Raw genomic sequence first — 26,992 nt, forward strand, 5'->3', positions numbered from 1 at the left:
AACTCTCCGGCCCGGAACGGCCCCAGCCTCCGCACTCCCACCGCGTTCGCGACAGGAGTGATCGAACGCGCGATGACGTGTGCGTTGCGGAGAGCGATGGGGATAGGGTTTGCCCGGAGGTGAGCCCTGTGCCCGCTGAAGACGAGTTGTTCAGCGCTGTCGACGCGCTGCTGGAGCAGGTCGCCCAGGACGATCTGCCGGCACCCGCGGAGCGCAAGAGGCTGCGTGAGGCCGCGGGGCTGAGCCAGGCCGGGATCGCCAAGGCGCTGGACATCCGCCGGGAAGCGGTGGGCAACTGGGAATCCGGCAAGACCGAGCCACGGCAGCCGAAGCGTGCCGCGTACGCCCGGCTTCTGAAGGGCCTGGCCGCCCGCTTCCCCGCCCCAGCGGCGGGCTCGGCACCCACCGCTCCTGAGCCGTCACCGCCGGCCCAGCCCACCCCGACGCAGACTCCGCCCCCGGGCCAGGGCCATTCCCCCGAGCGGAGTCAGCGGCCCGGGGCGACCGCCGCACAGGACACGACCCGGCAACTCGCCACGGCCCCGGCGCAGCGGGCCCGTCCGCCCCGGCCGTCCGCATCACGGCGCCCGGACGCGATGGCACGGGTGGCGGGGGCGGCCGGGACCACCACCGCCATCCCCGCCGCCAACCATGTCGTGGACCCACGCTTCGCCCACGGCCCGCTGGCGGTCGTGGATGTCGTGGACGGCCAGGTCTGGGCGTACTGCGCCGGCGGCCTGGTCCTGGACATCCCGGCCAAGTCCCTCCCGTCTCTGGTGGAGTGGACTCTGACCGAGGCGCGGCTGGGCGCACCGCGGCTGAACCGCAACGGCAGGGACGCCGACCCCGTTCTGGTGCTCACCGACGCTGCCGCGGTGCGCTTCGGCCTCCCGGCCCGGCTGACCGACGAGGAACGGCGGGCCGGGAGACTGCCCGAGGGCCACAAGGTCCTCAAGGAACTGGAGCGGGCCGACTGGCGGCTCACCCGGCGCGGGCTCGGCCCGTGGGCGCGCATCTACCGCCCCGCCGAGGGCTCGCGGCGCGCCTGCGTCCAGCTGTGCGTCCTGGGCTGGGAGGCCCTCGATACGCGCTCCTGGGGCGAGGCCGCGCAGTTGCCGCCCGCCGATCTGGCGCATCTGCTGGGCACCTACGCCGACCGCGTCATGACCCCCTGCGGCTCCACCGCCGTCACCGGCCTGGAGCTGATGACCGCTCTGCACCCGCCCACCCGCGCCGGTGAGCCGGACAGCGGTGGCCGGCGGCACAGCGAGCACAACCCCGGCTCGCTGGGCACCCAGCCGGTGGAGTGCGCCCCGCCCGAGGCCCCGGACGGCCATCCACTCCTGGCACACCTGCCACGCTTCCACCAGCGCACCCCTGACGAGGTGCTGGTGGAGGAGGCATACGACTGGGCGCGCCCGCTCACCGACGACGAGTGCGCCAAGCGCTACGTGGTGGGCATCGACGTCAACATGGCCTTCGCCGCGGCCGCCAACGGCACGGTCTTCGGCCTCGGCGAGCCCGTGCACGCCAAGCAGCCGCCGTTCGACCCGAAGATCCCCGGCTCATGGCTGGTGGACCTCTCCCACGTCGAACTGGATCCGCGCCTGCCGAGCCCCTTCACCCCGACCGGGGAGCGGCCGACGGGACCCGCCTGGTACGCCACGCCGACCGTCGCCTACGCCGCCGAACTCGGTTACGGCGTCGCCCCCGTCGAGGCGTACCTCCGCCCGGACAACGGCCGCTACCTGGACGCCTGGTACACCCGGCTGCGGGACGCCTATATCGCCACCATGGCCGACCTGGGGGTCACCGCCGGCATGGGACCGCAGGAGTTCCTGACCGCGATGGACGGCCACCGGCGGGCCGATCCGCAGCCGGCGATCGTCCTCTCCGCGATCAAGGCAACCGTCAAGGGCGGCATCGGCAAGCTGCGCGAACGCCCCCGTGGCGGTGGCTGGCGCCCGGGTCAGCCCTGGCCCGCGCTCCGGCGCCCGACCTGGCGGCCCGACATCCGCGCCGCGGTCATCTCCAAGGCGCGGGTCAATATGCACCGCAAGATGCTCAAGACGGCGGCGGCCACCGGCCAGTACCCGGTGGCCGTCCTCTCCGACTGCGCCGTCTACCCCTCCGACGGGCCCAGCCCGCTGGACTTCCTGCCCCACCAGGACGGCAAACCGCTGCCGGGCGGCTTCCGGATCGGCGTGAGCCCGGGGATGGTCAAGCACGAAGGCACCCAGACCACCTTGTGGGCCGAGGGCGTGCGCGAGGAGCACGGCGATGGCCTCAACCTCGCCCGGTACATCAAGGACGGCCACGTCACCGCCCCGGACAACGGAGAGTAGAGACGATGGGCAAGCTCGCGGAGAGCCTGGACAAGGCGGTGGAAGGCACCTTCACCCGCCCCGTCCCCAAGTCGGCCGGTGCGCAGATGCGCTATCTGGTCAGGCAGCTCAAGGGCACCCGGCCGGTGGCCGACCTGCTCGGCATCTCCCAGCGCACCGTCGAGCGGTACGTCAAGGACCAGCTCAAACAACCCCGCAAGTCCCTCGCCACCCGGATGGACCGAGAGGTGAGAAAGCGCTGGCAGCCGCAGATCCGCGCCAGGGCCAAGAAGCAGGCCGCCACCACCGGTGGCATCGTCCTCGACACCCGCGCCCGCTTCGGCTACACCGCCGCCCCCGGCACCACCGACGACGCCCGGTTGCGCCACATCACCCAGGCGCTGCCACCGCAGTACGCCGCCCGCCTCTTCGACGCCCAGGAACAGGGCGCCCCCGAACAGCAACTGCTCGACATCGCGGCCGAGGGCCTGCAGGAGATCTACTTCAAGGACCGCGGCCGCCGCGCCCAGGGCCTGCTGGTGGAGTTCACCGATATCGACTACATCGAGGTCGACCTGTAAGGAGCGGGATGACGCGCCCGGGTGCCCGGGCCGGATCGACCTGCTCAGCGGCCGGCGACGATATCCAACTCCCACCCGCGGTGGCTGCACCAGCCCCCTTCACTTACCGCCGCGGCCCAGCATTTCGGCGACGCGGATGAACCCGTCCGTGCCATGGCCCAGCCCGATGGCGCGGCGGGCCATGCCTTCGGCCGCGCGCATCACGCCCGCGTCGATGCCATGGCTCTCGGAAGTGTGGACGATATGGGACATGGTCGACGCCCCCGAGGTGATCGGGTTGTCTTCACCGGAGAAGGTGCCGCGCTCCACTTCCTCCGCGGTCTCCTGGAAGAGCGGCGGGAGGATCGCACCGATGCCCTGGGCGAAGGGCGCCAACTCCCGAGCGCTGATTCCCTCCGCCCGCGCCACCGCCAGGGCGTGCGCATAGCCCGCCATCGCCGTCCAGAAGATGTCGAGCAGCGCGATGTCGTAGGCCGCCGCCCGGCCGATCTCCTCACTGAGATGGGTGTGGGTACCGCCCAGCGTGTCCAACACGGGCCGGTGCTCCTCGTAGAGCTCCGCCGGGCCGCTGTAGATGAACACCGCGGAAGGCGCTCCGATGGTGTTGATCGGCGTCATGATCGCACCGTCGAGGTACCGGATGCCATGCCCGGCCGCCCAGTCCGAGGTGTCCCGGGCCCGGTCCGGAGTGTCCGCGGACAGGTTCACCACGGTGCGTCCCTTGAGCGCGTCGGTGACCCCGTCGCGCCGCAGGATCGCGTCCGAGGCGTCGTAGTTCACCACGCAGACCACGGTCAACTGGCTTGCGGCGACGGCCTCTTCCGCCGATCGCGCACTGACCGCCCCCCGCTCGATCAGCTCCCCATCCCTGCCCGGCGTCCGGTTCCAGACCGTGGTCCGCAGCCCGGCGTCCAGGAACGCACCGGCCAGGGCGCGGCCCATCGGCCCCAGACCGAGCACGGTGACGGCAGAATGTTCGGAGTGCGTAGACATGAAACTTCAACTCCCATACGGATATACGCGTAACTGACAACTCAAGGGAAATCGAGCGAAGATGACACGCAGTCGTGCTCAGGACACGAATGTCTGCGGAGTGACCGCCGCGATCGTCGTGATCGACGGCAAGTGGAAGACCGCCCTGCTCTGGGCACTGGAGTCCGGACCGCATCGCCCCGGCGAGCTGCGCCGGCGGCTGCCGGGCCTCAGCGAGAAGGTCCTGACTCAGGCGCTCCGTGAGATGGAGACGGACGGGCTGGTGCACCGGGACGTACACGATGTGCTGCCCCTGAAGACCGTGTACTCCCTGACCGCGTTCGGCCGCGACCTCTCCGAGGCGCTGGCCCCTCTGTCCGATTGGGGCCATCGCCGCTTGGAGAAGCTGGCCGAGGCCCAGTCGGGCCCCTGACGCACCGCCACCTCCGTCTCATCCGATCCGGCGGCCCTCCGACCGCCCGCAACAAGATTCGCCCGGTCGTCCGTCGCTGCCAAGTACCCACAAAAAAGTGGGTACGGCGGACGGACGGCGGGTAAGCGGCGGGACTGTGTGCGGATGGCCACGCACCCGGGCGGTGGGCCTTCGGGGGAGGCCCAGGTGCGTTCCGGTCACATGACCAACTGGCCGATGCCCAGCAAATTCCCCTCGCTGTCACGGAACCAGGCCCCGCGCTCACCCCGCGCACCCTTGCTGGGGTAGTTCCCCTCGATCTCGGCGATCCCCTCCGTCGTCCGAAACCCCGCCACGTCGACGTCCTCGAACACCACGCCGCGTCGTCGGAGCTCCCTCACCGCTGTCTCGATGTCGTCGACTTCCCACGCCATCTGAGTGAATGTGCCGGGGGAGGATCCCGTCGACCGGAAGAGCACGAACTCCGCCTCTCCGCAGCGATACAGCAACCCACAGGGCCGTTCGTCGACCGGCTCCATACCGAGCTGCTCGGAATAGAAACGCCGCGCCCGATCGAGGTCCTGGGCCGGAAGCCTGGTCGCCACACGCCCGCGGGCCAGGGTGCTTCTGTCGTCTGCGTTCATGCCACCACTGTGCCGTGAGCGGGGGCCGGAGGAGCGGAGGCCGTGCCGGTCCTTGGGCCAGTGAGCCGTGGCTGTCAAGGGAGGGGCGGCCTGCACGGCTGAGGGCGTCAGGCGGCCTGGTGCGGCGTGACGAGGGGGAATTCGTTGTCGGTGTCGGCAACGATGTTGAAGTAGTTGGTCAGGATGTTGAGGGCGAGCACCGACGCCGAAATCGCCGAGGTCGTGGGCAAGTGTGCGCGGACAAGCAGTAGGTGCAGCGGTTGGACTCGGCGGTGGCCAGGGCGAGGCATTCGCGGACGGGGGCGGGGCCGACCAGCTGGACGAGGACGCGGTGCGTCCCTCGACGGAGCCAACCACCTGCTTACCGACCCGGCCGACACGCGGTACGTAGCCACCGTGCTCGCCGCCTGGGCCGGTCGCTACGTGCTCAGCCCGACCCCACTTGGCGAAAGGGCATATCGGGATTAGCTTGGTTGATGTCAAGCAACCAACTCCCGACGGGAGTGATGCTCGATGGGTTGGACGACCGAGCGGCGCAGGGCCGGAGCTGAGGGGGCCCTTCCGTCCTACGGCGATGGCGGCCCGGGGCCGCGGTACAAGTGGATCGCCCTGTCCAACACCACGCTCGGCGTCCTCATCGCGACGATCAACATCTCGATCATGCTGATCGCGCTCCCGGACATCTTCCGAGGCATCGGCGTGGATCCGCTGCGCCCCGGGAACACCAGCCTGCTGCTGTGGCTGATCATGAGCTACATGGTGGTCACCGCCGTGCTCGTGGTGAGCTTCGGACGGCTGGGGGACATGTACGGCCGGGTGCGGATGTACAACCTGGGGTTCGCGGTCTTCACCCTGTTCTCCGTGCTGCTCTCCGTGACCTGGCTGCACGGCACCTCCGGCGCACTGTGGCTGATCGGGATGCGGGTGCTGCAGGGCGTGGGCGGCGCCATGCTGATGGCCAACTCCAACGCCATCCTCACCGACGCCTTCCCCGCCGATCAACGCGGTCTCGCCCTGGGGCTGAACCAGGTGGCGGGGATCGCCGGGTCCTTCATCGGACTGATCCTGGGCGGGCTGCTCGGCCCACTCGACTGGCACCTGGTGTTCCTGGTCTCGGTCCCCATCGGGCTGTTCGGCACGGTCTGGGCGTATCTGAAGCTGCGGGACACCGGTGTGCGCACCCCGGCCCGGCTGGACTGGTGGGGCAATATCACCTTCGCCATCGGCCTGATCGCCGTGCTGTCCGGCATCACCTACGGCATCCAGCCCTACGCCGGTCACACCATGGGCTGGGGCAACCCCTGGGTGATCGCCGCGATCACCGGGGGAGTGGCGGTACTGGGCCTGTTCTGCGTGATCGAGAACCGGGTCGCGCAGCCCATGTTCCACCTGGGTCTGTTCCGTATCCGCGCGTTCACCGCCGGGAACGTGGCCAGTCTGCTCGCGGCACTGGGACGCGGTGGCCTGATGTTCATCCTGATCATCTGGTTGCAGGGCATCTGGCTGCCCCGCCACGGCTACGGCTTCGAGGAGACCCCGCTGTGGGCGGGCATCTATATGCTGCCGCTGACCATCGGGTTCCTGATCGCGGGACCGTTCTCCGGCTGGGCCTCCGATCGATTCGGTGCCCGTACCTTCACCACCGGCGGGATGCTGCTGGCCGCCGCCACCTTCGTGGCGCTGGAGGAGCTGCCGGTGGACTTCGGCTATCCGGTGTTCGCCGCGATCCTGCTGGTCAACGGGATCGCCATGGGCTTGTTCAGCTCGCCGAACCGAGCGGCCATCATGAACAGCCTGCCGCCCGACCAGCGCGGGGTGGGCGCCGGAATCAGCACCACCTTCCAGAACTCGGCCACCGTCCTGTCCATCGGCATCTTCTTCTCCTTGATGATCGCCGGGCTCGCCAGTTCGCTCCCCGGCGCCCTCACCCACGGCCTGACCGCGGAAGGGGTCCCGGCCTCCGACGCGGCCAGGGTCGCCGCCCTGCCGCCGGTCGGGGTGCTCTTCGCCTCGCTGCTCGGCTACAACCCGGTCAGAACTCTGCTCGGACCGCAGGTGCTCGACCATCTGCCCGCCCACCACGCGGCCTATCTCACCGGGCGCGGCTTCTTCCCGGCGCTGATCTCCCCGCCGTTCTCCCAGGGCCTGTCCGCCGCGTTCGACTTCGCCATCGCGGCCTGTCTGGTGGCCGCCGTGGCATCGCTGCTGCGCGGCGGGCGGTATGTGCACAAGGGCGGGCCGAAGCCGGTTGCCCCGGCGGGGGTGGCGGCTGCCCGGGACCGCACCGCGGGCGCCGCTGACACCGCGAGTAGCAAGGACGTCGAGGAGGACGTCGCGGACACTTGCCGCCACCCGGCGCCCGCGCCCCGGCAGCCGCCCCCGCCGAAGTCCGGGCCACCGCACCCGCCTCCGTCACCACCTCCGTCGCCACCCCAGTCGTCACCCGGCGGAGGAACGGGACCACCACCCGAGGAGCCGAGATGACCGCGCTCGACCGCAGCGACCCGGGCCCCACCGGCCCAGGCCCTGCCACCTCAGGCGCCAACACCCCGAGTCCCGCCGTTCCGGAATCGGCGGAGTTGGCCGAACGGCTCCGTACCGCCCTCCAGCATCTGCTCCCCGGCCTGCGGGGCACCCGGGGCGAACACGGCGATCTCACCCCCAGCCGCCAGGCGGCCCTTGGAGCGCTCGACACCCACGGCCCGATGCGCATCAGCGCCCTCGCGACCCGGCTGGGCATTGCCCTGCCGACCACGTCCCGCATGGTCGATCTGCTCGATGCCTCCGGCTGGATCGAGCGCACCCCCGACCCCGAGGACCGCCGAGCCAGCCTGATCGCGCTCACCGACCCCGGCCGTCAACTCCTCCACACCGTGCGCCACGAGGCCGCCGCCCGGCTCGCCGCGCGGATCGAGACGCTGAGCCCCGAGGAGCAGCGCGCGCTGTACACCGCGCTGCCCGCCCTGGAGTCCCTGGCCGACTCCACGAACCCGTCCACGAGCTCGTAGTACTGGACGACGCAGCGAGGCGCCTCGGGCCGCCTCAGCAGTCGGCCTCGGGGCCAGCGCTTCGCGCTGAGCGGTTTTGGCGACGCGTGTCAGAAGAAGGCGCAGTTGCCGTGCGTCGTGCTCATCGAGATCGGCGAGCAGGCGCGCCTCGGCGAGGGAGAGGTGGTGCTGGGCGCGCTCGAGGTGGGCGCGCCCCTCTTCGGTGATCAGCACTTGGCGCGTCCGCCGGTCGCGGGGGTCGGGCCTGCGGTGATCAGCTGACGCGCCGGGTGGGTGAGCCACATGAGATCGCCGAGATCGTCGCCTTTCTCGCCAGTCCCGCAAGCAGCTACATCAACGGCGCGATCCTCTTCGCCGACGGCGGCGAGATCAGCACGCTGCCGGGCTGAAGGCAACCATCATGGAGGTCTTCATCATCGGCGCCACCGGCTTCGTCGGCGGAGCCGTCGCCCGCCCTCTCGCGGGCGCGGGGCATCACATCACCGGCCTGGCCCGCGCGGAGGCCGCGGCCATTGCTCTCGAGGCCCAAGGCATCACCCCGGTCGCGGGTGACCTGGAGACGCGGCGGCCCGAGACGATCAGCGCGGCACGCCTCGCCGACACCGTCATCTACGCGGCCCAGGCAGACCCGGCCCAGGAAACCGCGACCCTCGACGAGCTGATCCAGGCCCTGGCCGGCAGCGGACGGACACTGGTGTTCCTCTCCGGCAGCGGTGTGTTTCTCCAGCGCACCGCGGGCGCCTGGAGCCAGGACAGTTTCGCCGAGGACGATCCCTTCACCGTCGAACCCCAGGCCACCGCGCGCAAAGCCGTCGAGGACAAGGTGCTGGCCGCTGCCGCGCACGGCATCCGCACGTGGGTCATCCGCCCCGGTCTGTTCTGGGGGACAGCGGACCACGGGCATGTGTCGATGGTCTACCGGTCGGTGGGTGCGATGGGAGCGGCCTGCTACGTCGGCGAGGGTCTGAACACCTATAGCCACGTCCATGTCGACGACGTCACCCGCGTGTTCGGGCTGGCCTTGGCAAGGGGAACCTCCGGAGCGCTCTACCACGCCGTGGCGGGTGAGACCGCGAACCGGTGGATCGCGGAGCGGGTGGCCGACGACGTGGGATGCGGCGCACGCAGCGTCGACGAAGCAGAGGCGGCCGACATCTGGGGGCAGTTCGGTGCCCTTCGCCATGCACCGCAGCAACCCGGCAGCCTCCTGTTGTGGGACAGGAGACTGCCGTCATCAGGGCGTGGGCGGCCGGTTGGTGCTGGGTCACCGCCCTGACCGCTTGCACGAGCGCGGCGACCATGAAGAACACGCCCACGAAGAGGTAACCGCTCCGGGCCGACTCGGGGCGCAACTCCCGTACCGAGGAAGCGATCGACCCCACCCGCTCCGCACGCTCAGTTCGGCGGGATGCGGTAGACGGAGACATGAGAGCGCGACTCGGCGGTGAATTCGGCGCCGGTCCAGTCCGCATGCCTGGTCTCCAGCTCGAATCCGGCCAGCTGAGCCATGAGGTCGAGTTCGGCCGGCCAGATGTACCGGTGCGGACTGCGGGCCAGCCGAGCCTGCTTGCTGTCGTCGAACCGGAAGTGGTGCGAGACGACGTGCTGGCGCAGTACGTCGTAGGTGTCCAGCCCGATATAGCCGGGCTCGGTTTGCCAGACGGTGGCCGTCTGGCCCGGCGGGAGCTTGCGCAGCTCGGGCACCCAGAGTTCGATCACGAACCTGCCACCGGGCCCGAGGTGGCGGGCGGCGTTGCGGAAGCACTCCACCTGCTCGGCTTGGGTGAGCAGGTTGGAGATGGTGTTGTAGACGAGATAGACGAGTGTGTACTCCCCGGGAGCCACGGAAGTCGCCATGTCGCCCACGATCACGGGGATCGTCGCTTCGTCCGCTCTGGTACGCAGTTGACGGATCATCGGAAGCGACAGCTCGATCCCGGTGACAGGGACCCCTCGTTCGGCGAGTGGGACGGCCACCCGGCCGGTGCCGATGGCGAATTCGAGCGCCGCTCCGCCGCCCGCGAGCTCAGCCAGCCGGTCCACGGCCGGCTGCAGGATCTCCGGCGCGAACATGCCCGTGCCGGGCGTGTCATAGCGCTGGGCGGCGTCGACGTCCCAGATCTCCTCCTGGTTCATACCGTCACCATTCACCGCAGGGGGACGCGATGTCCACTTTTTTTGCCCCGGGGCCCGGGGATCCCCCGGGCAGCGGCCCTGTGCTCCTGGAGTGAGCGAGGAGGCGCCTCAGCCCGGCAGCGCCAGGCACTCACGCTCTGGGAGTGCTCCGTGTCGGTCGGCACTCTCCCCGTGCCCGACCTGGCACAACTCCTGCCGCGGTACGGCACCTTCTCCGATCAGAAGACCCGGGCGGCCTTCCTCGGGCTGGTGGGAACCATCGCCGCGCGCGAACCCGCCCAGTACGCCACGGCACACACCTTCCTCTCGGAGCTGGTGTTCGACGCCGCGGGAGACATCCCCCGCCTCGACGACGCATCGGCCAGTACCCGGAACGCCGCCCGCAAGGCCCTGCTCCACGCCGCCTGCGAGTCCGGCCCCCTCACCCCATCGGCCCTCACCACGGCCCTCGACCTGGCCTTCGCGCCACCGACCGACGCCGGGCTGATCAGCGGGCTCGGCCAGCTGGTGCGCCGGCTCAGCACCGCACACGGCGCGGCACCCGCCGCCGAGCTGCTGATCCGGGTCATCGGCGCGGCCGTGGCCTGCCAGCAGGGCCGCGCCGCGGAGAACCACCTCGCGAAGGCGCTCCGTGGCGCGATGGACAGCGTCTTCGACCACGGTTCTCCGGCCGTGTACCGGACACTGTGGGAGCACCTCAAGGAGCCCGGCCCGGAGGACGACGCCGACCACGTGGTCTTTCCGAAGCGGTACGCGCTGGGGCTGGTGAGCTGCGCGATCCGCCGGGTCGTACGCGGCAACCCGCCAGGATCTGGAAGCACTTGTCGCCCATCCGAGGGTGCCACGGCCCACCAAGATGTGGATCGGCGACCAGCTCAGCGCCCGGTCGCGGGAACACACCGAGCACGACCTGAGCTGGGTGCTGGACGGCGAGATGCCCGGGCGGCCGGTGGCAGGATGTCTGCGGTAGTCGTCATCGAGGTCAACGGGTGTGAGCGGAGGCCCGTTCGATCGCGGGAGAGCCGAAGGAGCCCGATGAGCCGGAAGAACCACCATGTCGCCGTGCTCGTGCTCGAGGGCGCCAAACCGCTCGACGTCGGCATCCCCGCGCAGGTGTTCTCCAACCGGCCGAGCATGCCGTACGAGGTGCGGGTGTGCGGCGCCGCGCCCGGACTGGTGACCGGCGGCGACGGGCTCTCGTATCACGTGGCCGAGGGGCTCGAGGCGTTCGAGCACGCCGACACCGTTTTCATCCCCGGCTATCGGGAGCCGGCGACCACGGAACCGCCGGCGGCGGTCGTCAGCGCGCTCATGGCGGCCCACGAGCGCGGAACCCGGCTCGCGGCCATCTCGACGGGAGCGTTCGCGCTGGCCGCGACGGGCCTGCTCGACGGCAAGCGGGCGACCACCCACTGGCACTACACCAAGGCGCTCGCCGAGAGGCATCCGCTGGTGCGGGTGGACGAGAACGTGCTGTTCGTGGACGAGGGCGATGTGCTCACCTCGGCGGGCGCGGCATCCGGCATCGACCTGTGCCTGCACCTGGTGCGGCGCGACCAGGGCGTCGGGCTCTCCAACCACGTGGCCAGGCGGCTGGTGGCGGCGCCGTACCGCAGCGGTGGCCAGGCGCAGTACGTGCCCCGGAGTGTGCCCGAACCGCTCGGCGACCTGTTCGCGAGCACACGGGAGTGGGCCCTGGCGCACCTCGCCGAACCGCTGACCCTCGAAGCGCTCGCCCGCAACGCGCGGGTGTCGGCGCGCACCTTCTCGCGGCGGTTCGTGGAGGACACCGGCTACACGCCGATGCAATGGGTGCTCAGGGCGCGGGTGGACCTGGCACGCGAGCTGCTCGAACGCACCGATCTGGGTGTGGAGCAGATCGCCGACCGAGTCGGCCTCGGCACCGGCGCGAACCTGCGTCTGCACTTCCACCGCATTCTCGGCACCTCCCCGACGGAGTACCGCCACACCTTTTCGGCCTGAGGTTCCCGAATGGCGTGCCCGCACATGCGTGCTGGCGGGATCCTTGCGTACGGTGGCGTTCAGGCCGCTGTCGACCCCGGATCCGGATGCCGACGATGGGGGTGGAACGAAAGGAACCTCCATGACCCGCATCGCCGTCAATGGATTCGGCCGCATCGGACGCAACACCCTCCGCGCCCTGCTGGAGCGCGACAGCGATCTCGAAGTGGTCGCCGTCAACGACCTCACCGCCCCCGAGTCCCTCGCGCATCTGCTCAAGTACGACAGCGCGCTCGGCCCCTTCGGCCGCTCCGTCGAGGTCGACGGAACCGACCTCGTGGTCGACGGCCGCCGCATCAAGGTGCTCGCCGAGCGCGAGCCCGCCAACTTGCCGTGGGCCGAGCTCGGCGTGGGCATCGTCCTCGAATCCACCGGCCGGTTCACCGCGGCGGATGCCGCCCGCGCACACCTGCGGGCCGGTGCCCAACGTGTGCTGGTGAGCGCCCCGTCCGCGGGCGCCGATGTGACGCTCGCCTATGGCGTGAACACCGACGCCTACGACCCCGCCGAGCACGTGATCGTCTCGAACGCCTCGTGCACCACGAACGCACTGGCTCCGCTGGCGTCCGTACTGGACGACCTGGCCGGTATCGAGCACGGCTTCATGACCACGGTGCACGCCTACACCCAGGAGCAGAACCTCCAGGACGGCCCGCACCGCGACCTGCGCCGTGCCCGCGCCGCCGGGGTGAACATCGTGCCCACCACCACCGGGGCCGCCAAGGCCATCGGCCTGGTGCTGCCGAACCTCGACGGCAAGCTGTCGGGCGACTCGATCCGGGTGCCGGTCCCGGTGGGCTCGATCGTGGAGCTGAACACCGCGGTCTCCCGGGAGGTCAGCCGCGACGAGGTGCTCGCGGCCTACCGTGCCGCCGCCGACGGCAAGCTCAAGGGCATCCTGGAGTACTCCGACGAGCCGCTCGTCTCCAGTGACATCACCCGCCGCCCGGCTTCGTCGATCTTCGACGCCGCCCTCACCCGTGTCGAGGGCAAGCACATCAAGGTGGTGGCCTGGTACGACAACGAGTGGGGCTTCTCGAACCGCGTCATCGACACGCTCGAACTGCTCGCGCGCGGCTGAACACGCAAACTGACTGACCGTGAGGGGCCGGCATCGACCGGCCCCTCACCCTTGAGGCGTGTGCGTGTGCCCGGCCACGTGTTCAGGTACGGTCCGCGCCGTGCGGGGAGGGCCGGGTGCGCGTCGCGTGGATGGAGCCGAGCAGATGCAGGGCTTCCGCGCTGCTGGTGCCGGGCTCCGCGTGGTAGATGACGAGTTGCTGGCCCGGGGCCTCTCTCACATCGAACGCCTGGTAGCTGAGGGTGAGGGGGCCGACGTCGGGGTGCAGGAACCGCTTGGCCTCCTGGGTCTTGCCGCGCACGGTGTGGCTGCCCCACAGGCGGGCGAAGTCCGCGCTGTTCTCGGTGAGCGTGTCCACGAGCCAGTGCAGCCGTGGGTTGTGCGGTTCGTAGCCCGCCGCCTGGCGTAGATTCGCCACGGTGGCCTGCGCCGCCCGGTCCCAGTCCTGGTAGAAGGTGCGGCCCGCGGGGTCCGCGAAGGCCATACGGGCCAGGTTGTCCGCCGGATGGAACGGTGAGTAGAGGGCGTCGGCCAGCGCGTTGGTGGCGAGCATGTCCAGGGTCCGGTTGAGCACGAAGGCAGGCGTGTGCGGATAGCCGTCCATCAGCTGCCGCAACCCGGGGCTCACCTGGTCGGGCACGCGGACGGCGGGGTCGTCGGGCACCGTGCCGGCGAGCCGGTACAGATGGCCCCGGGCGTCGTCGTCGAGGCGCAGCGCACGGCTGAGCGCGTCGAGCACCTGCGGGGAGGGGCGGCGCTCCCGGCCCTGTTCCAGGCGGGTGTAGTAGTCGGCGTTGATGCCGGCGAGCACCGCGACCTCCTCGCGGCGCAGCCCGGGAACGCGGCGGGTGCCGTAGCTCGCCATCCCCACCTCTTCGGGCCGTAGCCCCGACCTGCTGCTTCGCAGGAAATCTCCCAGGTCGTTGTCAGCCATGACCTCAGGCTACGTGGCGCCCCGACCAGGTGCCTGGGTGTGCCGCACCCAGGCAGAAGGCGTCCTGGTTGACCTCTTGGGCACTGCCCAGACTCGGTGGCGCAGGACAACCCCACCAACGAGAGGTTTGCCATGACCACGGATTCGGCGGACGCCCCGGACATCGACGTCGTCGGCATGTGGGTCACCGCAGACGGCCACATCCGCCAGGAGCTGCGTGCGGACGGCCGGTACGACGAGGCGCGTGGCAGGCGTGCCAGCGCGTACACCGGCCGCTACTCCGTCACGGGCCGCCATATCGACTACGTCGACGACACCGGCTTCACCGCGACGGGTGACGTACGCGACGGCGTGCTCTACCACGAGCACCTGGTGCTGTACCGCGAGCGGCCCGACTCCTGACGGACCCCGAACCACGGACCGAACCACGGACCTCGAACCACGGACCCCGGATCACGGACCCCGAACCACGGGCTCGGCTCGGGCGACCCCCATCGAAAGAGAGAGCAAGAGCATGACGCAGGAGGCCAGCGGCCCCCTCTCGGCACAGACCCCACCGGGCGGCGAAGGCCGGACCGGTTCCCGACCCACCGGGCCCGTCGGTGCGACGCCCGGCGCGCTCGCCCTGCTGACGCTGTGCGCCGCACACTTCATGGACGCCATCGACCTGTCCGATGTGGGTGTCGCCCTGCCCGCCATCCAGGACGACCTCGGCATGTCACCGGCGTCCCTGCAGTGGGTGATGTCCGCGTACGCCCTCGGCTACGGCGGTTTCCTGCTGCTGGGCGGCAGGGCGGCCGACCTGCTCGGCCGCCGGCGCACCTTCCTGGCGGCCGTCGGTGTGTTCGCGGTGGTCAGCGTGGCGGGGGCGATCGCTCCCAGTGGCGGGCTGCTCATCGTGGCCCGGCTGGTCAAGGGCGTGGCCGCCGGGTTCCTCGCCCCGGCGGCACTGTCCTTGATCACCACCAACTGGCCGGAGGGCCCCGAGCGCGGCAGAGCCCTGGGCTGGTACGCCACCGCGGGCGCCTGCGGATTCGTCGGTGGCCTGGTGCTCGGCGGTGTGCTCACCGAGGTCTCCTGGCGGCTGGTGTTCGCTCTGCCGGTGCCCATCGCGGTGGCCGCGCTCATCGCGGGAAGCCGTCTGCTGCCGCCGGACCCGCCGTCGGCCGGGCGGGGCAGGGTCGATGTCGCCGGGGCGCTGACCGTCACCGGCGGGCTTCTCCTGTGTGTCTACGCCATCGCACAGGCGCCGGAGCACGGCTGGACCTCGGCGCGCACCATCGCCCTGTTCGCGGCCACCGCCATACTGCTCGCTCTGTTCGTGCGCATCGAGGGCAGGGCCGACACACCCCTGGTGCCCCTGTCCTTCCTCACCCGCCGCCAGAGCGTGGGCGCCAACCTGACGATCTTCGCGATGTGGGGCGCGTACACCTCCTTCGCGTTCCTCGCCACTCTCTATCTGCAGAACGTGCTGGGCTGGACACCCCTGGAGACGGCCGGTGCCTTTGTCCCCCTCGGCCTGGTCAACGGTGCGGTGGCGCCCTTCGCGGGGCGTCTCACGGCCCGGTTCGGCGCCCACCGCATGATCGCGGCCGGAATGCTGCTGCTGGCCGCGTCGTACGCGATGCTCTTCCGGATCGGACCCGACTCCTCGTTCGTCTCCGTGGTCCTGCCCGTCATGGTCCTCAACGGCCTCGGCACCGCCGCCACGTTCCCCGCCCTGAACATGAGCGCCGTCACCGGTGTACCCGATCGGGACCAGGGCCTCGCCGGGGCGCTGCTCAACACCTCCATGCAGATCGGCGGTGCCGTTGTGCTGGCCGTCGTCACCGCGGTGGCCGACGCCGGTCAGCGGGCGAACGGCACCGATCCGCTGGCCGGATACGTCCCGGCCATCGCGGTCATCGTCGGCGGCGTACTCGCGGGTCTGGCCGCCACCACGCTCATCCGCGACGCCCGAGAGCACACCACCCTCCCCGCCACCGCCGCTTCCCGCGGTGGCATCGACGAAGGACTGCACCATGACGACACCCACGCATCCCGCTGATTCCCGGGAGTTCACGGGCAAAATCGCCCTGGTCACCGGGGCGGCACGCGGGGTCGGCAAGGAGACCGTCCGGCTTCTGCACCGCCGCGGCGCACGGATCGTCGCCGTCGACCAGCGCCACGAGGTGAGGGAACTGGCCGAGGACTTCCCGGGCGTTCACCCCCTGGTCGCCGACATCACGGAGGAGGCGACCGCCCACCGCGCGGTGCGGGCGGCCGTCGATGCCTTCGGCGGTCTGGACATCCTGGTCAACAACGCCGGACGCACCCTCAACAAGCCGATCACGGAGACGACGACGGAGGACTGGGACACCGTGATGGCGGTCAACGCCCGGGGGTCGTTCCTCTTCTCCCGTGAGGCGTTCCGCGCGATGAGGGAAAACGGTGGTGGAGGAGCCATCGTGAGCACGGGTTCCTACACATGCACCGTCGCACTGCCCCAGGGCGCCGCCTACAGCGCCTCCAAGGGTGCCCTGGCTCAGCTCACCAAGGTCCTGGCCGTCGAGGGCGGGCCGCTGGGGATCCGGGCGAACATCGTGGCCGCGGGTGTTATCGAGACGGACTTCCTCGACACTTTCCGGTCCGACAGCCGTGCGTATCTGGCGTCCTTCGCCGCCGCCCAGCCGCTCGGCCGGGTGGCCCAGCCCGAGGAGATCGCAGAAGTGCTCTGCTTCCTCGTCTCGCCGCGCTCCAGCTTCGTCACGGGCGCCGTGGTCGCGGCGGACGGCGGCTTCACCGCGATCTGAGCGGCGGCCCCGCACGTGGGCGCTTACGCAGCGGCAGCGGCGTAAGCGCCCACCCGCCATTGCGGCACTGTACGGCCGGTCCCAATTTCTCTATGTAGTGCTATATGAGGCATGACCGGTATGGTGAATGCGCTGCGCGAACACGAATGGAACGAGCAATTCCATTTCAACTCCATTGCGCAACTTGTGACTTGCATCACAAGCTCATCCGCAATGGATCACATTTTCGTATCCCTGTGAAACGATGCATCGGTGCTGGCCTCGACGAAGTAGCTCATCGCGAGACAACACCGATCCACGGGACCACCCGAATCCATATCGGGCGGCAGTACGGCAAATGACTTCTTCAAGTTTTGGCTAGCCGTAACGGGGAGGCGCCAATGCCAACGATGATTGTTATCGGATATAGAGACGATCTCGATCAGGCACTGCGGCGCCGAGACGTGGATCCCTTCTATATCGTCCAGGCGCCCGCGAGCCCGCCGAAGGGCCGGAGGTCCATTCGGGTCGCCGACATGGAGAACGCCCAGGAGATATTCCGAGCGGTGCTCTCCGCGCGTCTTGACGATGTGGCAGGGGTGCTGAGCGTCCATGAAATGGGCGTCTTCGGGGCAACCTATCTGCGGCAGCAGCTGAACCTTCCCGGGAACACGGATTCAAAGACCGCCCTCTACTTCCGGGACAAGTATCTCCAGAAGAGCGAGCTGCCGTCCCGGGTGAAGCGAGCGCGCTGCCGGCATGTGTCCATCGGTACGACGTTCACGGACCTCGCCGATGACCTGGGAGAAGTCTTCGTGGTCAAACCGGCGACCGGAGCCGGCGCTCTCCGTACGAACATCATCCGTTCTCCGGAGGAGTACGCACAGGCCCTGGCGCTGTTCTCCGGTCAGTCGGATGTCGAGATCGTCGCCGAGTCCTTCGTGGACGCCCCCGAGGTCTACCTCGACGGCGTGTGGGAAAACGGAGACCTCCAGTGGTCGTCCATGAGCAGCTACCACACCTCACCGCTCACGGCCGCACAGGGCGGCATCCTGTCCGCGTACGTCCTGGACAGGGGGCGGCATTCGCCTTTGTTCCAGCAGGCGGAGACGCTCGCGAGGGAAGCACTCGGCAGCCTGAACGCACCTGATTGCGTATTCCATCTGGAAGCGTTCATGGAAGAAGAGGGACTGACCTTCGGCGAGTGTGCCATCCGCCTCCCGGGGGCGCTGTCCCCTCAGGTCAACAAGTTGACCTTCGGCGTCGATCTCTTTGACGTCGAAATCAGCCTCGCGCTGGGGGAGGCGGCTGCTGGAGCCCTGCGGGGCCACAGTGCGCCGGAGCGCTTCTATGGATACATTCTGCTGCGCCGCCCCACCGGCTGCAATGTGACCCAAAGGGATTTTGAGCGCAACTTCCTTTTCGACGAGATCGATTACGATTCATCGCCCGATGCGCCGATCGGGCCGTATGGCCGCGTGGGGCAGGCCATCTTATCCGACCCGGATGAGCTGAAACTGCAGAAGACCATCGAGGACATCGTGCGATTCAACGAGGTTGGCTCCATCTGACCTTCCGGCCAGTCCGGACCGAGCCACCGGCCGGGGATGACCCGGCATCAACGGAATCGCGTCGTCTCGATCACGCGTGCTGAAGGCGCCAAGCTCCGCCCAGCCGCATTCAACCGTCCCCCGCCCAGAATCCGCACCCCCGTCGGCGTCCATGTGCGAACCCGACTCCGGTTGCCTTTCTGCGGCGCGGCGCGCCCCCAAGCTCCGCTCGCCATGGTTTTCCGTCCCTTCTGATCGGAGGACTTCCCCCATGCCGCATCAACGTCATGCCTCGACACTCCCGCAGCTGCTCGAGCGCGCGGCATCCGACACGACTCGAGGCGTTGTCTTCATCGGCGGCCCGTTCCTCTCCTACGCGGAGTTGCGGGAGTGCGCCTGCCGGATCGCGCAGGGGCTGCGCGACCGCGGCACCGCCCCCGGCGACCGGGTACTCATCGCGGCCAACGATCCGGAGCCCTTCTTCCGCGCCTTCTGGGGGTGTGTACTGGCCGGCGCCGTGCCCTGCCCGATCGCACCGCCGGCCGACCCCTCCCGGTGGCAGGCTCAGCTTGAGCATCTGCGCACTCTCCTGGGCGACCCGTTGGTGGTCCTGTCCAAGACGGCCCACGGGGACCTGCCCGACATCGGGCTGCGGAGCGTGACGGTCGAGGAGCTGAGCCATGCCGTGGCCGGGCCCGATCAGCACCATGTGCCCGCGCCGGACGATCTCGCGCTGCTGATGCTCACCTCCGGGTCCACCGGATCGAGCAAGGCGGTCAGGCTCACCCACGCCAATCTGCTGGCGGCCCAGGCCGGTAAGGCGGGGGCGCTGGAACTCGGGCCCGACGACGCCTCGTTGAACTGGATCTCGGTCGATCACATCGCCGCCATCGAGGCGCATCTGCTGCCGATGTTCAACGGCGCCGGCCAGGTCATGACGACGCCGGCCACGGTGCTGGCGGACCCCGTGGAGTTCCTCCGGCTGCTCACGGCCCATCGGGTGCGCGTGACGTTCACCCCAAACTTCCTGTTCGGGCAGATCAACCAGGCCCTCGCCGGGCGTCCCGCCTCGCGGCAGGAGGTGGACCTGTCACACGTGCGGCACATCATCTCCGGCGGTGAGGCCACCGTGACCGCCACCGTACGGGCGTTCCTGGACACGCTCTCCCCCTACGGGTTGCGCGGAGACGTGATCGTGCCCGCGTTCGGGATGACCGAGACATGTGCGGGCAGCGTGTTCAACCGCGACTTCGCCATCCGTGACCTGGAGACGGAGTTTCCCCCGCTGGGTCGCCCGGTGCGGGGCCTGCGGATTCGCATCACCGACGACGACGGCAAGGTGCTGGCCGCCACCGACCAGCCCGGATCGGCCGAGCCGGGGGAGGTGCAGCTGCACGGCCCGATGGTCTCCGACGGCTACTTCGGCAACGACCGGGCCACCGCACAGGCGTTCACGCCCGACGGCTGGTTCCGCACCGGAGACCTGGGCCACCTGGACTCCGAGGGCCGGTTGATGCTGGTCGGCCGCAGCAAGGACTCCATCATCGTCAGCGGTGTCAACTACTACAGCCACGACCTGGAAGCGGTCCTGGACGAGCTGGACGGGGTGAAGCGCGGGCAGGTCGCCGCGTTCCCGATACGCCCCGAGGGCGCCGACACCGAACAGCTCGCCATCGCGTTCGTGCCGGCCGGCGGCGCCGCGGACGAGACCGCGGTGTACCGGGCCATCGTGGCGATCCGCAGCTCCACGGTGATGCACTGGGGATTCCGTCCTCAGCTGATCCTCCCCGTCACCGAGGACGAGATCCCGCGTGGCAACCTCGGCAAGATCCAGCGGTCGCGGCTGCGCACGGCCGTCGAGGACGGGAGCCTGGACGAGGCGGCCCGTCGGTCGGACGAGGTGAGCACCCGGTTCCTCGGCGGCCACGTGGCCCCGGAGGGCGATGTCGAGACCGCACTGGCCGCCATCTACGCACGCGTCCTGGACACCACGACGGTGTCGTCGACCGCCAGCTTCTTCGATCTGGGCGGAACCTCGCTGGACGTATTGCGCCTCAAGCTGGAGATCCAGACCGAGTTCGGCATCGAGGATGTGCCGATGTCCACGCTCCTGCAGGCCCCGGCCGTACGAGCGCTGGCCGGCCGCCTGACCGCCGGGCAGGGCGCCACCGGAGACGCCACCTACGATCCGCTGGTGCCACTGCAGGTCACCGGAGACGGGACGCCACTCTTCTGCGTCCATCCCGGCCTGGGGGAGGTGCTGGTGTTCGTCAACCTCGCCAAGTACTTCACCGGCGAGCGGCCCTTCTACGCACTGCGGGCCCGTGGCTTCGGGGAGGGCGAGACCCACTTCGAGTCGTTCGCCGACATGGTCTCCACCTATGTGGCGGCCATCCGGCGGGCGCAGCCCAGCGGCCCCTACGCCGTCGCGGGTTACTCCTACGGCGGGGCGGTGGCGTTCGAGATCGCCAAGCGGTTGGAAGCCGACGGCGACCAGGTCGACTTCGTGGGTGTCTTCAACCTGCCGCCGCGGATCTCCGACCGCATGAACGAGATCACCTTCACCGACGGCGCGATCAACCTGGCGCTGTTCCTCGAACTGATCGACGCCTCCGACATCGAGCGGCTGACCACCACCCTCCGCCCCCTGCCCGAGGCCGATCAGCTGGCCTGTCTGATCGACCACGCGCCCAAGCGGCGCTTGATCGAACTGGACCTGTCCGTCGAACGGTTCACCGCCTGGGTGCACCTCGCGCAGAGCATGGTGCACCTGGGCCGCACCTACGAACCGTCGGGCTCGGTCGGCCAGGTGAAGGTCTTCTACTGCACCCCGCTGCGCGGCACCAAAGAGGAATGGCTGGAGGGCCAGCTCAGCCACTGGGACCAGTTCACTCGTCACCCCAACACCTACATCGAGGTCGACGGGGAGCACTACACCCTGATGAGCCCGCAGCATGTGCAGACCTTCCAGGCGATTCTGCGGCAGGAACTGGCCCGCGCGCTCGGCTGAGACGGGCAGAAGGCAACCGCTGACACCACCAGGAGCCGCCGATCATGCAAGGCAAGAAGATTCTCATCACCGGTGGGACCGGACAGGTCGCGAGGCCCGTCGCCGAATCACTCGCCCCCGACAACGAGGTGTGGTGTCTTGGCCGGTTCGGCGACCACGGCGCCCGCAAGACCCTGCAGGAAGCGGGCGCCCACACCGCCGTCTGGGACATGGCCACTGATGACCTGGAGGGCCTGCCGCGCGACTTCACCCATGTGCTGCACTCGGCGGTGCACCGCGGCGACGGCAAGGACTTCGAGGAAACCGCGCGTATCAACGCCGTAAGCACCGCACGGTTGATGACACACTGCGCATCGGCCGAGTCGTTTCTGTACGTCTCGTCCGGGGTGGTCTACAACCGAGCCGATCGGACCCATCGGTACCGCGAGAGCGATCCGCTGGGCGGGGCTGCGCCGTGGCTGCCGACCTACCCCATCGCCAAGATCACCGCCGAAGGGGTGGCACGTGGTCTGGCCGAAGCACTCGCCCTGCCGACGGTGATAGCCCGCCTCAACATCGCCTACGGCCCTTACGGCCACGGCGGCGTGCCCATGATCCTCTTCAACCAGATGCGCAAGGGGCAGCCCTGCGCGGTGCCCCGCGAGGGGCAGAACTACTGCGATCTGCTGCACACCGATGACGTCGTCCGTCAGGTACCGCTGTTGTGGGACGTGGCGCAGGCGCCCGCGCGGGTCGTGAACTGGGGCGGTGACAAGGCGGTCGGCATGACCGATCTGCTGGAGTACCTGTCCGCGCTCACCGGAGTGCCGCTCCAACTGGACCGCGGCGACTACAGCCGGGAAACGGCCACCTTCGACCATGGCGTCCGCCGCGACCTGATCGGGGACTGCTCCGTCGACTGGAAGACCGGTATCGCCCGCACCGTGGCCGACTTGTTCGAGGAGTACCGCGACCGCATCGATGACTACCTCGATGCCCACGGAGCCGAGACATCCCAGTGACGAAGCGGAGTGGAGAACGAGCATGCGCAGGTCCGCAGATATCGACGCGCTTCAGCAGGTGCTGTCCGCCGCCCTCGGGTCCCGGGAGCCGGTGTGCTCCCTGGCCCAACTAGGCCGGGAGGCCGACGCGTTCGCCGCCCTGGACTCCGCCGTGCTCGAGCGCCCCACCCTGGTGGGCGGCGGGTCCCCGTACCACCCGACCAGCCCCGTCCCCGCCCCTCACACCCTCGATGAGCTGGCCCGCCGCGCCGACGAGCTGAACGTGGCCCAGATCCTCGTGCCGAATGTGCGCCGCAGTGATGACACCGGCGCGCTGCGGGCGGCAGGTCTCGTGCCCATCGCCACCCAGAGCGAGTGTGTCGTCCGGTTGCCCGGCGAGGTGGACGAGATCCTGCGGGCCCGCGTCGGTGCCGGGCGGCTCCACGATCTCCGCCGCCACCACCACGCGGTCTCCTGTGACATCACCTGGGAGCGGATCCCGCTGACCGAGCTCGACGGGAATCCCTGGGCGAAGGACGCCTTCGTGGAACTCCACCGGCGCCGGACGAAGCGCCACGGCGGCCAGGAGAACCTGTACAACGCCCACGCCCTCGACGCCCTCGCACACGGCGCGCTGGCGGACCGCACGGAGATGCTCGTGCGCCGTAGCGAGAAGACCGTCGTCCAGGCCGGGCTCATCACCACATCCCACAACGGCCGGGGGCTCTACTACCTCGCCCAGGCCACTGGCCACGACGATCCCGCCGCACGGCACAATCTCCACGTCGCGACCTTGTACGAGCTGTACCGCCACGCCCGGCGCTCCGGCCTGGAGTGGATCCACCTCGGCCGGGGGACGCCCACCGCATGCGCCCTCTGGGAGCCGATCTGTTCATCCCCCTCGACCACTGGCTGCGGGCCCCCGGCCTCGCGGCCCCGGCTGCCGAGGGAGCGGAAGTGGCGCTGTCAAAGTTCGCGGCTTCCCCCGTCACGGGCGTACCGGTCCCGGGCCCTGCCCGCTTCCGCCAGGTGCCGCGGTTCGATGCGATCGACCTGTCCAGCAACACCAGTCCGTACCTGGGCGCCGCGGCCGAGTATCCGCACCTCGATCTGGCGGAGCTGGCCGACACCTACCTCAGTACGATCTCGGCGCTGCCCGGCCACGACGGTGTCGATGCGCTGAGCGCGGATCACCTGCTCTTCACCAGCGGCGCGGTCGACGGTGTCATGCTGCTCCTGGCTGCGCTGGCGTCACCCGGCGAGCGCGTCTGCGTCACGCCGCCCACCTTTCCGCTCTACGCCCACTTCGCGCACCTACTGCGCCTGCCCGTGGTCGGTGTGCCGCTGTGCGGTGACGACCTGTCCCGGCTCGACACCGAGGCCATTCTCGCGGCCGATCCACGGGTGACCATCCTGTGCGATCCCAACAACCCCGTAGGGACCAGGCTCGATCCGGAGCAGGTACTCGACCTGGTGGTCCGGGGTCGCGGACTGGTGGTGATCGACGAAGCCTATGTCGAGTTCAGCGAGAAGCCCTCGTACGCCGGGCTGGTCGAAGAGCACGGCAACCTCATCGTGCTCAGGACGCTCTCCAAGGCATGGGGACTCGCCGCCGCGCGGTGCGGAATCGCCCTGGCCCAGCCCGGCATCGTCGAAGCGCTGCGGCGGGTGCAGGTGCCCTTCGGGTTCACCAACGCCTCCCAGCACGCCGTGCGGGATCGGCTGACCAACTCGCGGCCGGTGCTCGACGGCATTCAGCGCATCCGCGCCGAGCGTGACCGGATGGCCTCGGTGCTCGCCGAACACCCCGCGGTGGACCGGGTGTTTCCCTCGGAGACCAACTTCCTGTTCGTCAGACTGCACCAGCACGAGCGCGTCATGGAGCAGCTCGGGGAGGCGGGGATCGTCGTCGCTGACACCGGGCGCGCGGTCCCGGACACCTGCCGCATCACCATAGGCGACCGGCATGCGAACACCGCCCTGCTCGACGCACTCTCCTCTGCCGTGTGAGCCACATCGTTCAGCCGAAAGGATCCGATTCGTGGGTAATGAATCTCGCTCCGATCCCGCCCTGTCGAGCACCGTCGTGGCCGAAGCGTTTGCTCGCTGGAGTCCGGAGCTGCGGAAGGAATTCGACACCAACGCCCATAACGGCAGGGTCGGCCAGTCGCTGGTGAAGGAGACCGATTCGCTGCGCATCTGGGAGACCTCCCTTCAACCGGGAGAGCGGATCCCCGTCCATCGGCATGTGCTGGACTACTTCTGGATAGCACTCACCAGCGGCCGGGCCCGCCAGCATTCAAGCGATGGCAGCACGCACGAGATCTCCTATGTCCGAGGACAGTCTCTGCATTTTTGTTGCCCCGATGGGCGATACCACCTTCATGACCTGAAGAATATCGGCGATGGGGTTCTGTCGTTCCTGACCATCGAGACAAAGGGTGGACCGAACGAGCCCGTTCAGCTCTGAATAGCGTGAGGGGCGGTCGGCCCGCGGGAGAGGGAGTTCCCGCGGGCCGGCCGCTCAGCTTTCCTTCTTGGTGACCACGAACCGGTCGATGACCAGGTAGTCGATTTCGGTGGCGAGGAAGCACTCCAACGCGTCCCGCGGCGAGCAGACGATGGGCTCACCGGCCACGTTGAACGAGGTGTTGAGGAGGCAGGGCACATCGGTCCGCGCCGTGAAGGCGCGCAACAGCCGAGCGAGCGCGGGGTTCTGCCGCTCGTTCACCGTCTGGGCCCGTGCCGTGCCGTCCACGTGGCAGGCACCGGGGATCCGCTCCTGGTACTCCTTCCGCACCGGGAAGACGAACGTCATATAGGGGGACGAGGTCTTCTTGCCCATCTGGAAGACGCGCGGCGCCTCGGATTCGAGGATGACCGGCGCGAACGGGCGGAAGGGCTCCCGGTGTTTCACCCGGAGATTGATGATGTCCTTGATGTCGGGGAAGGCCGGATTGGCGAGGATGCTGCGGTTGCCCAGGGCCCGCGGCCCGAACTCGGCCCGGCCCTGGAACCAGCCCACGACGTTCTTCCCGGCCAGCAGCTCCGCCGTCCTGTCGGTGACCGATGTGGCGTCGGGCTCCTCCCGCCACTCGATGCGGTCCGCGTACTCGGTGAGGGTGTCCAGGACCTGCCTCTCGTCGTACGAAGGTCCCAGGTAGGGGGTGGTGACCGCGTCGGCGGGCCGGTTCCTGAGACCGGCGGCGTACACGGCCGCGCCCATGGCGACCCCCGGGTCACTGGCCCCGAAGCTGACCTCCATACCGGTGAACGGCGACCGCTCCAGCATCTTCGTATTGGCCACGCAGTTGAGCGCCAGACCGCCCTCGAAGAGCAGGGTGTCCAGGCTGGAGGCCGCGGTCAGTGTGCGCAGCTGATGAGCGGTGATGGCCTCGACCATGTGCTGGGCGATCCCGGCGACCTTCACGCGGAAGTCGAACTGCTCGCGCTTCTCGCTGTCGCCGCCGAACAGCTCGTCGAACAGCGCGTAGTAGGCCCCGATGTCCCGGGGGACGGAGATGGTGTACGAGCCGTTCTCATGCAGCCGCACCACGCGTTCGAGCAGCGGATTGTGGTGCGGCGGCGGGCCGTACGCGGCCAAGCCCATCACCTTGTACTCGTCGTTGTTCGGGACGAACCCCAGGTAGCGGGTGATCCTCCCGAACGCCACCCCGAGCGAGCTGGTCATGGGGACCGCGCTCTCGTCGAACAGGCGGACCACACCGTTCCGCAGCTCGCCCATGACGGCGGACAGGGTCTCCGCCCGGCCGTCGCTCACGAGGAAGGCGGCGTCGCCCCCGCCGGCCAGGTAGGCGCCGCACATGAGATGGGCCAGATGATGGGGCACCAGAATGAGCTTGTTGGGATCCAGCTCGTGCCCGGTGCGCTGGACGAAGTCGTTGTACACCGCGTTCCGGCCGAGCATGTCCGTGTAGAGCTCGCCCGTGCTGCGCAGAGCGTCGAACTTGGCCGTGACCGGCAGGTCGGAGTCGCATATCTCCGAAATCATCTGCTCGGCCACGGTCGGCGAAAATCGCCAAGGGAAAGCGAATACGTCCACCTGGTCGATGTCGAGGCCGACGGAGTTCAGACACCAGGTGATTGCGTTGGCGGGGAAATCGGAGGTCTTCTTGACCCGGCTCAGCCGTTCCTCCTCGACCGCCGCCACCAACTCGCCGTCGATCACCAGAGCCGCCGCGGCGTCGTGACCCACCAAGAGATTACGGCCGACACCAGTTGCCCCGTAGAGACGCCCGAAAAGTTCCGCACCTCTGCTGAATCCGTTGTAACCGAGTACGATCACTGGCTCTCAGCCTCCCAAGCACGACAGTCGTGTCAGGAACAACAGGCTACTGGGCCCCCATACTTGAGGGATAGGCATGATGCACAGGCAGCGGTGGTTTTCTTTCCTTGGGCGCGACGCTCGGGGAGAATTCCCCACGGAATGTCCTGAGGCTCGATATCCGCACAGCGCGCTCTTGGATCCGAGAGGTGGAACTGGCCTGGTTTCGCGGGCGGTGACCCTCCGCGCTCGGGCCCGCGGCGGCGGGGTGCGGCCATGGGA

Annotated in this window: 24 protein-coding genes and 1 pseudogene; 19 read left to right on the top strand and 6 right to left on the bottom strand. The window is 69.3% G+C overall.

The window, feature by feature from the left end; translation table 11 throughout:
* Positions 1-128 precede the first annotated feature (128 nt).
* Together tap and tpg are read left to right on the top strand one after the other, a co-directional pair.
* Positions 129-2,345: a telomere-associated protein Tap gene (tap, locus tag BLV72_RS45450; protein WP_093469848.1), complete on the top strand. Its 2,217-nt coding sequence runs from the start codon at positions 129-131 to the stop codon at positions 2,343-2,345.
* 5 nt (positions 2,346-2,350) lie between these two features.
* Complete coding sequence (gene tpg / locus BLV72_RS45455) at positions 2,351-2,905, top strand: telomere-protecting terminal protein Tpg (protein WP_093469851.1); 555 nt, start codon at positions 2,351-2,353, stop codon at positions 2,903-2,905.
* A 99-nt stretch (positions 2,906-3,004) separates the two neighbouring features.
* Here tpg and BLV72_RS45460 read toward each other — a convergent pair whose 3' ends face one another.
* Complete coding sequence (locus tag BLV72_RS45460; RefSeq protein ID WP_093469853.1) at positions 3,005-3,898, bottom strand: NAD(P)-dependent oxidoreductase; 894 nt, start codon at positions 3,896-3,898, stop codon at positions 3,005-3,007.
* 61 nt (positions 3,899-3,959) lie between these two features.
* Between BLV72_RS45460 and BLV72_RS45465 the strand changes: the two genes are divergently transcribed.
* Positions 3,960-4,310: a winged helix-turn-helix transcriptional regulator gene (locus tag BLV72_RS45465; protein WP_059149443.1), complete on the top strand. Its 351-nt coding sequence runs from the start codon at positions 3,960-3,962 to the stop codon at positions 4,308-4,310.
* Between the two features lie 197 nt (positions 4,311-4,507).
* Here BLV72_RS45465 and BLV72_RS45470 read toward each other — a convergent pair whose 3' ends face one another.
* Positions 4,508-4,933: a VOC family protein gene (locus BLV72_RS45470; protein WP_093469856.1), complete on the bottom strand. Its 426-nt coding sequence runs from the start codon at positions 4,931-4,933 to the stop codon at positions 4,508-4,510.
* Between the two features lie 107 nt (positions 4,934-5,040).
* The gene (locus BLV72_RS51335) at positions 5,041-5,163 is read right to left on the bottom strand and encodes a hypothetical protein (protein WP_280143049.1); all 123 of its coding nucleotides are present in this window, start codon (positions 5,161-5,163) and stop codon (positions 5,041-5,043) included.
* 283 nt (positions 5,164-5,446) lie between these two features.
* Here BLV72_RS51335 and BLV72_RS45480 point away from each other — a divergent pair, with 283 nt between their 5' ends.
* The 5 genes and pseudogenes from BLV72_RS45480 (at position 5,447) to BLV72_RS45500 (ending at position 9,217) form a co-directional block, all read left to right on the top strand.
* Complete coding sequence (locus tag BLV72_RS45480) at positions 5,447-7,417, top strand: MFS transporter (RefSeq protein WP_093469861.1); 1,971 nt, start codon at positions 5,447-5,449, stop codon at positions 7,415-7,417.
* Positions 7,414-7,941, top strand: a complete 528-nt coding sequence (locus BLV72_RS45485; protein WP_093469863.1) for a MarR family winged helix-turn-helix transcriptional regulator — start codon at positions 7,414-7,416, stop codon at positions 7,939-7,941. Before BLV72_RS45480 ends, BLV72_RS45485 begins: the two co-directional genes overlap by 4 nt.
* Positions 7,942-8,046: 105 nt before the next feature.
* Positions 8,047-8,202 (top strand): hypothetical protein, encoded by a 156-nt coding sequence (locus BLV72_RS48565; RefSeq protein ID WP_167746541.1) that lies wholly within the window; start codon positions 8,047-8,049, stop codon positions 8,200-8,202.
* A 5-nt stretch (positions 8,203-8,207) separates the two neighbouring features.
* Positions 8,208-8,330: pseudogene (locus BLV72_RS45495) on the top strand (SDR family oxidoreductase); the annotation flags it as partial.
* Positions 8,331-8,341: 11 nt separating this feature from the next.
* The gene (locus BLV72_RS45500; RefSeq protein WP_093469867.1) at positions 8,342-9,217 is read left to right on the top strand and encodes an NAD-dependent epimerase/dehydratase family protein; all 876 of its coding nucleotides are present in this window, start codon (positions 8,342-8,344) and stop codon (positions 9,215-9,217) included.
* Between the two features lie 119 nt (positions 9,218-9,336).
* Here the strand turns inward: BLV72_RS45500 and BLV72_RS45505 are convergent, their stop codons facing one another.
* Positions 9,337-10,077, bottom strand: coding sequence for a class I SAM-dependent methyltransferase (locus tag BLV72_RS45505; protein ID WP_093469869.1), 741 nt, complete (start codon positions 10,075-10,077; stop codon positions 9,337-9,339).
* A gap of 1,035 nt (positions 10,078-11,112) precedes the next feature.
* Between BLV72_RS45505 and BLV72_RS45510 the strand changes: the two genes are divergently transcribed.
* Positions 11,113-12,060 (top strand): GlxA family transcriptional regulator, encoded by a 948-nt coding sequence (locus BLV72_RS45510; RefSeq protein WP_093470917.1) that lies wholly within the window; start codon positions 11,113-11,115, stop codon positions 12,058-12,060.
* A gap of 121 nt (positions 12,061-12,181) precedes the next feature.
* Positions 12,182-13,180: a type I glyceraldehyde-3-phosphate dehydrogenase gene (gap, locus tag BLV72_RS45515; protein ID WP_093469872.1), complete on the top strand. Its 999-nt coding sequence runs from the start codon at positions 12,182-12,184 to the stop codon at positions 13,178-13,180.
* An 82-nt stretch (positions 13,181-13,262) separates the two neighbouring features.
* On the opposite strand, the gene BLV72_RS45520 is transcribed toward gap, so the two are convergent.
* Positions 13,263-14,114, bottom strand: a complete 852-nt coding sequence (locus BLV72_RS45520; RefSeq protein WP_167746542.1) for a helix-turn-helix transcriptional regulator — start codon at positions 14,112-14,114, stop codon at positions 13,263-13,265.
* Positions 14,115-14,246: 132 nt separating this feature from the next.
* Here BLV72_RS45520 and BLV72_RS45525 point away from each other — a divergent pair, with 132 nt between their 5' ends.
* The 9 genes from BLV72_RS45525 to BLV72_RS45560 all read left to right on the top strand — a co-directional run bounded on the left by BLV72_RS45525 (position 14,247) and on the right by BLV72_RS45560 (position 24,895).
* Complete coding sequence (locus BLV72_RS45525; protein ID WP_093469874.1) at positions 14,247-14,516, top strand: Atu4866 domain-containing protein; 270 nt, start codon at positions 14,247-14,249, stop codon at positions 14,514-14,516.
* Between the two features lie 112 nt (positions 14,517-14,628).
* Complete coding sequence (locus BLV72_RS45530; RefSeq protein ID WP_244321343.1) at positions 14,629-16,161, top strand: MFS transporter; 1,533 nt, start codon at positions 14,629-14,631, stop codon at positions 16,159-16,161.
* Positions 16,136-16,906, top strand: coding sequence for an SDR family NAD(P)-dependent oxidoreductase (locus BLV72_RS45535; RefSeq protein WP_093469875.1), 771 nt, complete (start codon positions 16,136-16,138; stop codon positions 16,904-16,906). Before BLV72_RS45530 ends, BLV72_RS45535 begins: the two co-directional genes overlap by 26 nt.
* Before the next feature lie 380 nt (positions 16,907-17,286).
* Positions 17,287-18,456 carry an ATP-grasp domain-containing protein gene (locus BLV72_RS45540; RefSeq protein ID WP_093469878.1) on the top strand — a complete coding sequence of 390 codons (1,170 nt, stop codon included), beginning with the start codon at positions 17,287-17,289 and terminating at the stop codon, positions 18,454-18,456.
* 250 nt (positions 18,457-18,706) lie between these two features.
* Positions 18,707-21,445, top strand: coding sequence for a non-ribosomal peptide synthetase (locus tag BLV72_RS45545; protein ID WP_093469881.1), 2,739 nt, complete (start codon positions 18,707-18,709; stop codon positions 21,443-21,445).
* Positions 21,446-21,489: 44 nt separating this feature from the next.
* Positions 21,490-22,446: an NAD-dependent epimerase/dehydratase family protein gene (locus tag BLV72_RS45550; RefSeq protein WP_093469883.1), complete on the top strand. Its 957-nt coding sequence runs from the start codon at positions 21,490-21,492 to the stop codon at positions 22,444-22,446.
* A gap of 22 nt (positions 22,447-22,468) precedes the next feature.
* Positions 22,469-23,608 carry a GNAT family N-acetyltransferase gene (locus BLV72_RS50875; protein WP_244321344.1) on the top strand — a complete coding sequence of 380 codons (1,140 nt, stop codon included), beginning with the start codon at positions 22,469-22,471 and terminating at the stop codon, positions 23,606-23,608.
* Positions 23,569-24,435: an aminotransferase class I/II-fold pyridoxal phosphate-dependent enzyme gene (locus BLV72_RS50880; protein ID WP_244321524.1), complete on the top strand. Its 867-nt coding sequence runs from the start codon at positions 23,569-23,571 to the stop codon at positions 24,433-24,435. The genes BLV72_RS50875 and BLV72_RS50880 overlap by 40 nt, the downstream gene beginning before the upstream one ends.
* 31 nt (positions 24,436-24,466) lie before the next feature.
* The gene (locus BLV72_RS45560) at positions 24,467-24,895 is read left to right on the top strand and encodes a cupin domain-containing protein (RefSeq protein ID WP_093469886.1); all 429 of its coding nucleotides are present in this window, start codon (positions 24,467-24,469) and stop codon (positions 24,893-24,895) included.
* A gap of 54 nt (positions 24,896-24,949) precedes the next feature.
* Here BLV72_RS45560 and BLV72_RS45565 read toward each other — a convergent pair whose 3' ends face one another.
* On the bottom strand, positions 24,950-26,731 hold the full coding sequence (locus tag BLV72_RS45565; RefSeq protein WP_093469889.1) for a carbamoyltransferase family protein: 1,782 nt from the start codon (positions 26,729-26,731) through the stop codon (positions 24,950-24,952).
* Between the last annotated feature and the right edge of the window lie 261 nt (positions 26,732-26,992).

It is taken from the genome of Streptomyces melanosporofaciens, from assembly GCF_900105695.1.
Classification (GTDB): domain Bacteria; phylum Actinomycetota; class Actinomycetes; order Streptomycetales; family Streptomycetaceae; genus Streptomyces; species Streptomyces antimycoticus.